General features: G+C 47.1%; 11 protein-coding genes. 4 read left to right on the top strand and 7 right to left on the bottom strand.

What is annotated here, in order from left to right; genetic code table 11:
• Positions 1-85 precede the first annotated feature (85 nt).
• The 3 genes from ACYVEA_RS22565 to uvrA all read right to left on the bottom strand — a co-directional run bounded on the left by ACYVEA_RS22565 (position 86) and on the right by uvrA (position 4,939).
• Positions 86-1,330: a metal-dependent hydrolase family protein gene (locus tag ACYVEA_RS22565; RefSeq protein ID WP_461115701.1), complete on the bottom strand. Its 1,245-nt coding sequence runs from the start codon at positions 1,328-1,330 to the stop codon at positions 86-88.
• Between the two features lie 270 nt (positions 1,331-1,600).
• The gene (locus ACYVEA_RS22570; RefSeq protein ID WP_461115702.1) at positions 1,601-2,005 is read right to left on the bottom strand and encodes a hypothetical protein; all 405 of its coding nucleotides are present in this window, start codon (positions 2,003-2,005) and stop codon (positions 1,601-1,603) included.
• A gap of 54 nt (positions 2,006-2,059) precedes the next feature.
• Positions 2,060-4,939, bottom strand: a complete 2,880-nt coding sequence (gene uvrA, locus ACYVEA_RS22575; RefSeq protein WP_461115703.1) for an excinuclease ABC subunit UvrA — start codon at positions 4,937-4,939, stop codon at positions 2,060-2,062.
• 558 nt (positions 4,940-5,497) lie between these two features.
• Here uvrA and ACYVEA_RS22580 point away from each other — a divergent pair.
• Positions 5,498-6,547, top strand: coding sequence for a ribonucleotide-diphosphate reductase subunit beta (locus ACYVEA_RS22580; protein ID WP_461115704.1), 1,050 nt, complete (start codon positions 5,498-5,500; stop codon positions 6,545-6,547).
• 103 nt (positions 6,548-6,650) lie between these two features.
• On the opposite strand, the gene ACYVEA_RS22585 is transcribed toward ACYVEA_RS22580, so the two are convergent.
• Positions 6,651-7,493, bottom strand: coding sequence for an FkbM family methyltransferase (locus ACYVEA_RS22585; RefSeq protein WP_461115705.1), 843 nt, complete (start codon positions 7,491-7,493; stop codon positions 6,651-6,653).
• Positions 7,494-7,535: 42 nt separating this feature from the next.
• Between ACYVEA_RS22585 and ACYVEA_RS22590 the strand changes: the two genes are divergently transcribed.
• The gene (locus tag ACYVEA_RS22590; protein ID WP_461115706.1) at positions 7,536-7,751 is read left to right on the top strand and encodes an FkbM family methyltransferase; all 216 of its coding nucleotides are present in this window, start codon (positions 7,536-7,538) and stop codon (positions 7,749-7,751) included.
• Positions 7,752-7,839: 88 nt separating this feature from the next.
• Here the strand turns inward: ACYVEA_RS22590 and ACYVEA_RS22595 are convergent, their stop codons facing one another.
• The 3 genes from ACYVEA_RS22595 to ACYVEA_RS22605 form a co-directional block, all read right to left on the bottom strand.
• Entirely contained in the window at positions 7,840-8,901 is a 1,062-nt protein-coding gene (locus ACYVEA_RS22595; protein ID WP_461115707.1) for a glycosyltransferase family 4 protein, read from the bottom strand.
• 61 nt (positions 8,902-8,962) lie between these two features.
• A complete protein-coding gene (locus ACYVEA_RS22600; RefSeq protein ID WP_461115708.1) occupies positions 8,963-9,421 on the bottom strand; it encodes a regulatory protein RecX in 459 nt (152 codons plus the stop codon).
• 65 nt (positions 9,422-9,486) lie between these two features.
• A complete protein-coding gene (locus ACYVEA_RS22605; RefSeq protein ID WP_461115709.1) occupies positions 9,487-10,488 on the bottom strand; it encodes a nucleoside hydrolase in 1,002 nt (333 codons plus the stop codon).
• A 117-nt stretch (positions 10,489-10,605) separates the two neighbouring features.
• Here ACYVEA_RS22605 and ACYVEA_RS22610 point away from each other — a divergent pair, with 117 nt between their 5' ends.
• Together ACYVEA_RS22610 and ACYVEA_RS22615 are read left to right on the top strand one after the other, a co-directional pair.
• Positions 10,606-11,778, top strand: a complete 1,173-nt coding sequence (locus ACYVEA_RS22610) for a glutathionylspermidine synthase family protein (RefSeq protein WP_461115710.1) — start codon at positions 10,606-10,608, stop codon at positions 11,776-11,778.
• Positions 11,779-11,798: 20 nt separating this feature from the next.
• Positions 11,799-12,146: a DoxX family protein gene (locus tag ACYVEA_RS22615; RefSeq protein ID WP_461115711.1), complete on the top strand. Its 348-nt coding sequence runs from the start codon at positions 11,799-11,801 to the stop codon at positions 12,144-12,146.
• The last annotated feature ends 61 nt before the right edge of the window (positions 12,147-12,207 follow it).

The following is a 12,207-nucleotide window of genomic DNA, read 5'->3' on the forward strand; positions in this document are numbered from 1 at the left end:
AACGACAGATGAATTTGCGCTAAAAAAGCCGCATTACGTTTTTATTAAGTTGTAACCTGCAGAAAGCACAATAAGTTTTACGAGCCTACTTGTAAAGAAGGCCCCCTTTCATGACTACTCTAACCCGACGTACATCGGCAATAGTTTTTGTGGGATCACCTTCTACAGCAACCAGATCAGCCAGCAATCCAGCCCTGACACGGCCCCGGTCAGCCAGGTGAAACACGTCGGCATTAACAGACGTAGCAGAACGCATAACGGCAAGTGGTTTCATGCCATAATCAACCATCATGATCAACTCGCGGGCATTGTCGCCGTGGCTAAAAACACCTACGTCCCCACCAGCACACATCGTTACGTCAGCATCAAGGGCCTGTTTAAATGTTACTCTTTTTTGTTTGATACGTTCAGGTTCTGGTTCCTGGCCTTTTTTCCAGCCGCGATACTGGCTAACTGCATCGCCAGCTGCCAGCGTTGGGCAGAGCGCCGTGCCATGTTGCTTCATAAGCGCAAAGATTTCGGGGGTTCCAGCATCACCATGTTCAACGGTTTCGCAACCACCCAAAATGGCCCGACGCATCCCTTCGGCGGTACTGGCGTGAGCCACAACACCGCGACCACTGCTTTTCGCGACGTCCACAATAAGCTTAATTTCGTCAACAGTGTAGGTTGGTCGGGCTTCGGCCATGAGTCCCCAGCGGTAGTCAGCATAGATTTTTATGGCGTCGGCGCCTTTGCCGATTTGTCGTCGAACGGCTTGAATCAAGGCATCGTGTCCATCAGCCTCTTCAGCACCCTGTGGCACATCAATATCCGGGCTAAAGCCTTTGGGGGCGTAGCTGCCTGTTGCAATGAGTGCCCGCGTGACAATGACCATGCGCGGACCTGGAATTATGCCCTTATTGATAGCTTGTTTCAGGCCTACATCATCATAATCGGCACCTTCGGTTCCAAGATCACGAACGGTTGTAAAACCCGCCAGTAACGTTTTCTGCGCATGAACGGTCGCCCGAGCCACGCGTAATGACCGGGCTTCTTTCAGAACCTGATCGTCCCAGGGCGTTTCATTATAGGGGTGCAACAACAAATGAGAATGCCCTTCTATCAAACCGGGCATCAGCGTCTGGCCCTTTAACTCGATAACTTCTGCCCCATTTGCCGAAACGGCCGATGTTGGTCCAGCGGCTTCAATTTTATCATCTTTTACCCGCACGACCCAGCCTTCATGGATGGACTCACCGTCAAAAACGCGGTCGGGTTTGAGAAGATACGTTGATTGAGCAAAAAGGGATACCGGAAACCAGACGAATAGCAGGTATAATTTGTTCATGAGAGCGGGAGATGAAGTACCTCAAAAATACGCAAAAAACAGCGAAGAGAGGCCTTTCTTAAACACGGCTACGATAACACTGCCAGAGAGAAAACGATCGGATGCAGTACATTCGGAAATGACCTTGTGCTCAACCATCCCGAAGGATCTTTACATAGGCCGTTTTGATGGATTGTTTAACCGAGATTGCGGGAGCACAGGATTGGTAAACTAGATGGAACTATCTCGCTTAGAATTAACCAGATGGGGTAAAAAATGGAGTTAATGAAATCAGCTTCGTCTGTTTGAAATCGCGTCCCACGTGCTTTTCCCCAATATTAGCACCACTAAACCCGGCAGTAGAATTGCCCCCGCCCGAAAACCGGCACCCGTAAGTTTATAAATACCCGTATTGTACTGCGTGAAACTCTGAAATAGATAGTAGATCGATGCGGCCAGTAAGGCAACCGATATAATCAATGCTACTGCCTGACTAAGTCGCCCAGCAAACCAGGAAATAAGCAAGGTTACGCCCACCACCAGTGAAACCGTACCGATGGCTTTTGGAAACGTTTCAATGGACTCGTAATTGAAAAAGAACACCCCAGCCTGACCAATCAGATTGGGGTGTGCCAATAGCCAGGCGTCTAAAACGACGAGCACCAGAAGCAAAACATAAAAGAATGGGGTACGCATAAACTGTTTTCGCAGGTTGTTTTTAGACCAGCGAAGTTAATAGCTTTTACTTTTTTACCCAGCCAATTCCATCTTCAAAAACTTGCCCGTATAGCTTCCCTTGACTTCAGCTACCTTTTCGGGAGTACCTTCGGCGACAATGTAACCACCTTTGTTGCCGCCTTCAGGACCCAGGTCGATGAGGTGATCAGAGACTTTAATTACGTCCAGATTGTGTTCGATGATTAGGACCGTATTGCCTTTGTCGGCCAGTTTGTTCAGTACGTCGAGCAGGTGAGCGATGTCCTGAAAATGTAAACCAGTGGTTGGCTCATCGAGAATGTACATCGTCTTGCCCGTGTCTTTTTTAGATAATTCTTCGGCAAGTTTTACGCGTTGCGCTTCGCCCCCCGACAACGTAGTAGCGTGTTGCCCAAGCGTGATATAGCCAAGTCCAACATCATTCAGGGTTGTTACTTTTCGGAGAATTTTGGGCTGACTGGCGAAGAAGTCCAATGACTGCTCAACCGTCATATCAAGAACGTCAGCAATGGACTTACCTTTGAAGCGCACTTCGAGCGTTTCGCGATTGAAGCGTTTCCCTTTACAGGTTTCGCACATGATGTGAACATCGGGCAGAAACTCCATCTCGATTTTCTTCATACCCGCGCCTTCGCAATCCTCACAACGACCACCTTTAACGTTGAATGAAAACCGACCAGGCTTGTAACCCCGAATTTTAGCTTCCGGCAATTCGGCAAAGAGCGTTCGAATCTCCGAAAACATGCCCGTATATGTAGCAGGATTCGAGCGGGGCGTCCGGCCAATTGGCGATTGATCGACCTCAATTACCTTGTCTAAATACTCCAGCCCTTCCACCGTTTTGAAGGGTAATGGCTCGCGCTTCGACTTGTAGAAATGTCGATTTAGCACCGGAAACAGCGTTTCGTGAATCAACGACGACTTTCCGCTACCAGATACACCCGTAATGGTTACCATCCGGCCGAGCGGCAGTTTTAGCGTTACATTCTTTAGATTGTTGCCTGTAGCATTCTTGATAATCAAAAATTTGCCGTTGCCTTTACGTCGTTCAGATGGCACTTCGATGCTACGTCGCCCACTTAAGTAATCAGCGGTTGTACTGCTGCCTGCCACGCCAACGTACTGATTTTTCAGAAACTCATCGGGCGTTCCCTGATTAACGACCTGACCACCATGCCGACCCGCACCGGGACCGATATCAAGGATAAAATCTGATTCGAGCATCATGTCCTTATCGTGCTCAACCACCAGAACCGTGTTGCCTAAGTCACGCAGGTTTTTCAGCGAATCAATCAGTTTGACGTTGTCGCGCTGGTGCAACCCAATACTTGGCTCATCCATAATGTACAGCACACCAACCAGTTGCGTACCAATTTGCGTAGCTAACCGAATACGTTGGGCTTCACCACCCGACAAGGTACGTAGCGGCCGGTCAAGCGTGAGGTAATCCAAACCAATGTCGAGCAGGAAACCAATGCGTTTCCGAATTTCTTTCAGAATTTCTTTCCCGATGACGTTCTGACGATCAGTTAAGCGACTTTCCAGCCCCTCAAACCATACCGTCAGTTCCGAAATGTCCATCCGGGCCAATTCGGAGATGTTCTTCTGAGCAATTTTGAAGTAAAGAGACTCCTTTTTTAGTCGTGCACCAGCGCACTCTGGACAGGGTTTCACGACCATAAAGTCTTTGAGCCAGTCCAGAATTTTGTCAGTGCTATTTTCCTGCTGACGCTTCAGAAAGTTAACGATGCCCTCAAACTTAAAGCTGTAATAATCCTCACCAACGTACTTCTTCGACGGCACCGTTGCTTCCTCTTCCGTGCCATACATGAGCGCGTGTAGCAGATCGTCGGGAAACTTCGCAACGGGCGTCGTGAGGTTGAGTTTGTATTTTTTCAGAATCGCTTCGATCTCCTTGAAAATCCACAATTCGCGATACTCGCCCAATGGCGCAATTGCTCCTCGGCTGATACTGAGCGATTTATCCGGAATAACCGACTCTTCTGTAATTTCTTCTACTACGCCCAGGCCATTACAAACCGGGCAAGCACCGTAAGGCGAGTTGAATGAAAACGAGTTGGGTGACGGCTCATCATAACTTATGCCCGATTCAGGGTCCATCAGATTCTGCGAGAAATAGACCAATTGCCCGTTTCCATCAAGCATCTGCATAGCGCCCTTCCCTTGTTTGAGCGCCGTTTGGATCGACTGACTCAGCCGATAGCGATCTTCTACCTTAGGTACGAGCCGGTCAATGACGATTTCGATGTCGTGAATTTTGTAACGGTCTAACTGCATCTTCGGCACAATATCCTGCACGATCCCATCAACCCGCACCTTCGTATAGCCCGTCTTGGCAATCTGCACAAACAGCTCGCGATAGTGTCCTTTCCGGCTTTTGATGATTGGAGCCATCAACGTGAGTTTCTGACCAGCATATTGCTCCAGAATTGTATCAATAATCTGGTCCTGCGACTGACGCTCCATTTTACGACCCGTTACGTAGGAAAACGCTTCACCCGCGCGAGCGTAGAGCAATCGCAGAAAATCGTAAATCTCGGTCGTAGTTCCGACCGTTGAACGAGGATTCTTGGATGTAGTTTTCTGCTCTATGGAAATCACCGGACTCAAACCGTTGATTTTGTCCACATCAGGCCGTTCCATATCGCCAATAAACGAACGGGCGTAGGCCGAAAAACTCTCCATATAGCGCCGTTGGCCTTCGGCATAAATCGTATCGAACGCTAGTGACGATTTGCCACTTCCGCTGATACCCGTCACGACCACCAGCTTGTTGCGGGGAATGGTAACGTCAATATTTTTGAGGTTATGTTCACGGGCGCCCAGCACTTCAATCTGGTCATACCCTGTCAGGTCAATATCGGTAAGTGTTCCCTTTTCTTCTGTCGTCACGTTGCCACGGGCTTATTCTAAAGAACAACGTAAAACAGGTGGGGGTAGTTTCCGGGAAATGTAGAAACGCGACCGCACTGGCGAACCGGCCTTCGCGTCTCATGACCGGATGGTTTTTTCGCGTCTTATAGGCTAATGCCAAAATGACCATCTTACCAATTGCTGACGCGAATAAGACGCGAAGGGTCGCGTCTCTACAAAAATGTGTAACGTCAAGGCGCGGTACCTGTCCACATCACGGCGGTGTAGAATGATAGTTTTAGACAAACGGCGGGGCAACGGTGTTATATGTTCATCAACTCAACGCTCTTGAATTGTAGAGCTTAGTTCTCACCTAGCCCTTTTCAATCCTAAACTATTCCAAGAACTTCGCTAACCATCCTCACACTAACCATCTGACTACGTTAATCTTAGTCAAATAAGAAATTTGACTAATAACATTGATTCTATCTAGTCACCTTGCAGAAGCGGGCAGAACGCTTAAATTTGTTAGACTGAACTTACTGCTCAGCCTTCGTACTAACCTGAGCTTTTCATATAAACCGCATACGTAGCACCATGATACAAAATGATGTGATCGAACCGATCTTAGAAGAAGACAAAGGCCGCTTTGTGCTGTTCCCAATCCAGCACTGGGATATTTGGGAATACTACAAAACCCATCAGGCGTCGTTCTGGACCGCCGAAGAGATTGACCTCGGCCAGGACATGAAAGATTGGAACAGCCTCAATGATGGGGAACGCCACTTCATTTCGCACGTACTGGCCTTCTTTGCAGCATCAGATGGGATCGTGAATGAAAATCTGGCCGTCAATTTTCTATCGGAAGTACAGTACGCCGAAGCCAAATGTTTCTACGGGTTTCAGATTATGATGGAGAATATCCACTCCGAAACTTACTCGTTGTTGATTGATACGTACATTAAAGATAGCGCAGAAAAAGATCGGCTCCTGAACGCGATTGACACAATTCCGTGCGTCAAGAAAAAAGCCGACTGGGCGTTGCGCTGGATTGATAATGGTACGTTTGCCGAGCGGCTTATTGCCTTTGCCGTTGTAGAAGGCATTTTCTTTTCGGGTTCCTTCTGCTCTATTTACTGGCTTAAGAAGCGGGGTATGATGCCCGGCCTGACTTTCTCGAACGAACTCATCTCACGTGACGAAGGCCTGCATCGCGATTTCGCCTGTATGCTCTACACCGACCATATTGCCAACAAGCTTCCTGAGTCGCAGATTTATGATATTATTAGCAATGCTGTTGAAATCGAGCAGGAGTTTGTAGCCGATGCGTTACCCGTGTCGCTTATCGGGATGAACGCCGAGTTGATGAAGCAGTACATCGCCTTTGTAGCCGACCACTTGCTGACTACGCTTGGCCTGCGCAAACTATACAACGTAGCAAATCCATTTGATTTCATGGACATGATTTCGTTGCAGGGCAAGACTAACTTTTTCGAGAAACGCGTTGGTGAATACCAGCGTGGCGAAGTGATGGCCAAATTCAAGGCTATGAAAGCAGCCGCTACTCAGCCACAGGATACCACCAGCCCAACGCCCGTAACGGTACAGGAAGAACCTAAAGGCATTACGTTCGACGCTGACTTTTAAGTTATTATTGGTACGCTTATTTTAGTGTAATAGCTTATCGAGCTTACGTTAAAAAGACCAAAGTCTGACAGACTTTGGTCTTTTTAACGTAGTAACTCATCGACTACTTCTTAGATCGAGTAAGAGGAACAGCGTAGAAATTAAAATTCTTCCACCGATTCATATCTGGGGGACTAATTTGAATGATTTCTGCCTCATCAAAGAAATCCTCGAAATAATACAGCGTATAATCATGATCAGCTACGATCTGATATAATTCCATCCGCTCATCCAGCGTAGACTCACTAAAGCACTCGGCAATAAGCGTTGGCTTATATTCATCAATCAACGAAGAAATGGAGCGTAGTACGTCCTTATCGTGCCCTTCTACATCCACTTTAATAAGTGATAGCCTGGGCAGGAATTCTTTATAATTGTCGATTAAGTATGTACTCAGGTTGATTCCTTTTACCTTTTCCGCGAGTTTAAATTTTCCATGTTGATCCGCTTCACTGGCAGTAGCCGATACGCCACCGTTGCCAAAGGATGCTTCAGACGACGAATAAAAGAACTCACCCTCCTCTTCAGTAATGGCATACCGCAAAGGGACAATGTTGGTTTTTGCCTTATTTAACCGAGCGTTAGCTTCTAGAATTTCATACGTTACCGGGTTCGGTTCAAAGCCTAGTGTCAGCCCATCTTTACCGACAGCCAGCGCCATCGGCACAGTCGTATCGCCGATATTCGCCCCTACGTCAATACTAAAGCTGCCAGGTGTGGCAAACCGGCGGAAGAAATTTATTTCACTCTGTGTGATATTTTGTGGAGGAATCAACGGATTTCGCCAGTTAGCGAATTGTACTTCACCCTCTGTAGCTAGTTGAAAGGAATCTATTTCATATGGATATTTAGCCGTAACACGTCTTGCCTTTTTTCTGGCAAATGATTCCTTCAAATATTTGAACATGGCGAGTAGAGTTAAGATAAAGTAATTTTATCCGTAAAGGTATTGCAGCGAGTTGTATACCTACAAGATAGTAGCATTTACTCATTTTCAGATAACGATTTGCAGACAATTGATTTGCTAAAAATGGATTTTGAAGGAAGCGAGTATGATATCCTATACCATACAGCACCCGGCCTAATCAGGCGAGTAAGGCAACTGGCCATTGAGGTACATAACCTGGATGATGACCGTAATAATATCAACGCGTTCAATAAGTAATCATCAGAATATACAACTACATGTTCACTAACTAATTCGTTTTGCTACGCGCTGGAAGCTAAGCGAGTGGAAGCTAATGGATAATTTATCATTTTACATTATCCATTAAACCCTGATAAAGTTGCCAGTATTGAGAAGCGGCAATTTCCCATCGAAACTTCTGGCTTTGCAAACGTAGTCGATCTGGCATAGCTGTATCCTTTTGATAGATTTCCATACCCTCTTTAAATGTCCTACTGACCGTTTCGGCGTCGAATGAAGGGAAATAGAAAGCTTCGGAACCACCAACTTCGGGTAAACTTGTTAGGGCTGAACTAAAAACGGGCTTCCCAAAAGACATTGCTTCGACGACGGGAATGCCAAAGCCTTCCAGTAATGAGGGGAACAAAAACGCATCGCAGTGGGCGTAATACCACCATTTTGTTGATTCATCAATGGGTCCCGGCATCAAAAGCCGATCGGCTACGCCCAAGTGCCGGGCTTGCTCCCAAATCTGCTGGCTGTACTCAGGCTTGTCGGGACCCGCCAATACCAACCAATGGCCGGGGTTCGCGACCAACAAGGGGAGCATCGTATGAACGTTTTTATAGGATTGCAGCATCCCAATAAAAAACAAAAATGGCCCATTGGGTCTAACGACTGGCGGAGCCATCAATACGTTGTCGGGAATATCGACGCCACAGTAAATAGTTCGCGCTGGCGTCTGAGACGGCACAACCAACTGTCGGCGAACATCCTGAGCTACGTAAGAAGAAATGGTCGTTATAACCGATGCCTGATTGATACGTGCCTGATAGCGTTTTCGTTGGCGGGCTTTTCGCAGGGCCGAATATTCGACCATCGACAAATAATTGAGATCCAGAATTGTATAGACGAATCGGGTAGGACGCGTCGGATAAATTCGGGAGCCCTGATGCAGGCAGTGCCAGACATCGAACTTCCATGGTCGCCAAATTCGTTGCCATTTGCTGGCTACAATATACTTTACAGACGAGCCAAACACACCAACCTGCTCTTTAGAAACCAAAAATGTTAGCTCCCAATCAGTTGGTTTTTGACGAACCAGTTCGCGTCCCAGATGTAGACAGAGCTGTCCAAAACCACTGGTCAGGTTGGCCATCTGTTCCATTTCCAGAAATAATCGGGGCATAAGCAAAGCAGACAGGGGACTTACAAAATAGAATAAAAAGGCTAGCTGACGAAAGAAGGAGTTATTCCTCGCGCCCTAATACCGAAAAAATCAGTTCTGACTCGTAGCCTTTACTAAGGGCATATCGCACCAGTTTTTGCTTGACAACCAGTGGATTTTCGTCACGTAGGCTCCGGCGTTTCTTATCCAGTAAATCGGTTAGCGTTTCGCGATAATCGTCTGGGGCGATATCTTTCATGGCCTGGTCGAGATTATAACCCGAAATGCCCCGCTGCTGCAAATGCTGCTTGATTTTGCGTTTTCCCCAGCCTTTCACACGGAACTTACCCCCGGCAAACGCCTTTGCAAATCGTTCTTCATTTAGGTAATTCTGCTGAATAAGCTCCGCAATAACTTCTTCGGCATCGTCGCCAAAAATACCCCATTCTTTCAACCGGTCGCGCACTTCCTGCTGGGTACGTTCCTGATAGGCGCAAAACATGGCCGCTTTTCGAAGCCCTTCTTTCAATGAATTAGTCATATAAACACAACAAAAAAAGACCCGAAAGCACCCGATGTTAGCGTACGTTTTCCAGCTTTTTTCAATTACTGCTTCCTGGGTTGATGCTGCATGAGTTTATTGATCAATACTTCAACCTGCGGTGTCGGCATCTTCACGATTAAATACTGATGACCTTTGCCCGCATTGTCCCAGCCATTGGAACCGTCGGCGTTGATTGTCAACCGACCCGATTTGACAGTATAATAGGGTGCATAGCCGCTCACACCCACCAGCACGGCCGTTTGATCCCAACTCATCCGACCGTCTTTATCTTCTTTCGATTTGGGCAAAGAAATCGTAAAGACGTCTTTAACCGGACTGTGTTGAATACGGGTATTCTTCGTTAACGGCAAACCGGAATGGATCTGCTCTCCAATTTCGAAACCGCTGAGCAACAGGGGTGTTGGCCAGTTGGCAAACACAGCTTTTGAGGCTGGCGTATCTCTAAATACGTTGTATTCCCGACCGCTCGGAAACTTACCAGCCATGCTTACTACGTTCTTTACTTTTTGAGCCACCAATTCCTTACCCGGTAACTTAGAATACTGGTCGGGTTTAGACGCAAGCAAATTGGCCAAATTTGTCAGAAACCCTACCGTAATAATCGTTACGCTATGGTCAGGCTGTTTGGCCAGAATTTGCCGATAAAGCGCGATGGCATTAGGAACCTCGCTATTCGATTTGATCTTATGCGGATAACGTGCCGTAATCGTATCCGACCAATGCTGACTGTCTTTATCACTTACTGCTTTCCCTTTAGGTACGCCAAGGGGGATGTCTGGCCGCTTGAAATACGTATTCAGTACACTTAATACTTGGGTTACCTTAGGATAATTCGTGCTGGCAATGGTTGCCAGAATATTGGCTTTTCCTTCGTCGGCAAAAGCGTGGAGCAGGGTAATCGCCCCTACGTCATCATAATCTGGTCCCATATCGGTATCGAAAATAACGGAGACGGGCGATTTGCGGGGGACCGATTGTCCACTCACGGCACCAATCGTCAGGGTTAGCAGCACGCCAACAAAAAGTAAGTCGGTTCGGGTCATAGGAATAGGCGAGATTTATAACATGATACCATTCCGGCAGGAATTAACAACTACTTTCGAACGAATTATCATTCACAACGTACTGGAACGGCACTCTCTCATAAATCACCAACTAACATGATTTTACTCAAAACACTCACAACACCACCTGATGCGCAACTCAGTAATCTTGGATGGGACTGGATGCTGGGCAAAGATACCCTTCCTTATTTAAGCAATGAAGTGGTGATTGTAACGCCCGCAGAAACAGATATGTATTACGAAGCCGCCAATGAATTATTTGAGATGTTCGTAGCGGCTGGGCAGCACGTTATTGATGAGAACCGGTTTGCCGAACTGGGCATTCCCGCCAACTTGATTGATCTTATCAAATTATCCTGGAACGACGACCGGAATATTCACCTGTACGGCCGCTTTGATCTGGCTGGGGGCATAGATGGGCGCCCGATTAAGCTTATTGAGTTCAATGCCGATACGGCTACCTGCCTGCCCGAAACAGCCGTGGTTCAGTATGCTCACCTCAAAGCGAATGGTCTTGACGATAGTCATCAATTCAATGCTGTGTTTGAGACCTTAACCGATCAGTTTGAGGAGTTACTGGCTCTCAATCCCGATTTACAGCCAACGCTGTTACTATCAGCCATGCGGGGTTTTCCTGAAGACGATGCCAACGTAGCACTCATTGGCGAGGCAGCCCGTGAAGCTGATTTCGAACTCGAATTCGATTTTGTGGATAATGTCGAATTTTCGGCTGAGGAAGGCATTTTCTGGCAAAACCCTAAAAATGGCGAATTCGAAAAACTGGACTTCTGGTTTAAGCTAGTACCCTGGGAATCCATTGCCGAAGATGAACCTGAATTGACAAAAATCCTGACGGAAATCGTACGGAAACGGCTGGCCGTTATCCTAAATCCAGCTTATACGCTTCTTTTTCAGTCAAAATACATTTTAAAAATTCTGTGGGAGCTTTACCCGGACCATCCCCTACTACTCGAAACAGACACCAAAGTTTTGGCAGGCAAAGCCTGTGTCGAGAAAGTATTGTTCGGGCGCGAAGGTGCCAATGTTCGCATCCTGAACGCCGATGGTAGTGAACGGCTGACAGCTGATGGTGATTACGGTGAATACCCAAAAATTTACCAGGAATACGTCGAGTTTCCTCAGGACTCAAACGGATACACGTATCAGGCGGGCGTTTTCTACGCGGGCGAAGCCTGTGGGTTAGGCTTCCGGCGAGGAGGGCTAATTCTGGACAACACTGCTGGCTTTGTTGGGCACGTGGTGGAGTAAATTGAGCAAACCGAGAACTCATGAACAACCTCAGTCTTTACATTCAGGCGCTTGTTTACGTAGCAGCCGGGCTAAATCATTTCATCAGTCCTAAAATGTATTTAGCCATTATGCCACCCTACGTACCGGCGCATCAGCTCATGGTTACGCTAAGTGGTATAGCTGAGATAGTCCTGGGAGTCGGTCTTTTGTTTCCGGCTACACGTTCATTATCAGCTTGGGGACTTGTTTTATTGCTTATTGCCGTTTTTCCTGCCAACGTGTACATGGCAACAGCGGATCAATTTCAGACCATCTCAGGAATTATACGCTGGGGCCGATTACCCTTGCAAGGCATTTTGATTTGGTGGGCCTACCGGTACACATAGTACGAGCAAAACCAAATGGTCTGTTAGCAGAAATTAGCTAACAGACCACAGTATGTAGAAA

Source organism: Spirosoma jeollabukense (genome assembly GCF_054777855.1).

Excerpts from the sequence above, each read along its gene's own strand:
- ACYVEA_RS22565 (WP_461115701.1), bottom strand. The coding sequence starts at position 1,330 with ATGAACAAATTATACCTGCTATTCGTCTGGTTTCCGGTATCCCTTTTT.
- ACYVEA_RS22595 (WP_461115707.1), bottom strand. The coding sequence starts at position 8,901 with ATGCCCCGATTATTTCTGGAAATGGAACAGATGGCCAACCTGACCAGT.
- ACYVEA_RS22570 (WP_461115702.1), bottom strand. The coding sequence starts at position 2,005 with ATGCGTACCCCATTCTTTTATGTTTTGCTTCTGGTGCTCGTCGTTTTA.
- ACYVEA_RS22610 (WP_461115710.1), top strand. The coding sequence starts at position 10,606 with ATGATTTTACTCAAAACACTCACAACACCACCTGATGCGCAACTCAGT.
- ACYVEA_RS22605 (WP_461115709.1), bottom strand. The coding sequence starts at position 10,488 with ATGACCCGAACCGACTTACTTTTTGTTGGCGTGCTGCTAACCCTGACG.
- ACYVEA_RS22600 (WP_461115708.1), bottom strand. The coding sequence starts at position 9,421 with ATGACTAATTCATTGAAAGAAGGGCTTCGAAAAGCGGCCATGTTTTGC.
- ACYVEA_RS22615 (WP_461115711.1), top strand. The coding sequence starts at position 11,799 with ATGAACAACCTCAGTCTTTACATTCAGGCGCTTGTTTACGTAGCAGCC.
- ACYVEA_RS22580 (WP_461115704.1), top strand. The coding sequence starts at position 5,498 with ATGATACAAAATGATGTGATCGAACCGATCTTAGAAGAAGACAAAGGC.
- ACYVEA_RS22585 (WP_461115705.1), bottom strand. The coding sequence starts at position 7,493 with ATGTTCAAATATTTGAAGGAATCATTTGCCAGAAAAAAGGCAAGACGT.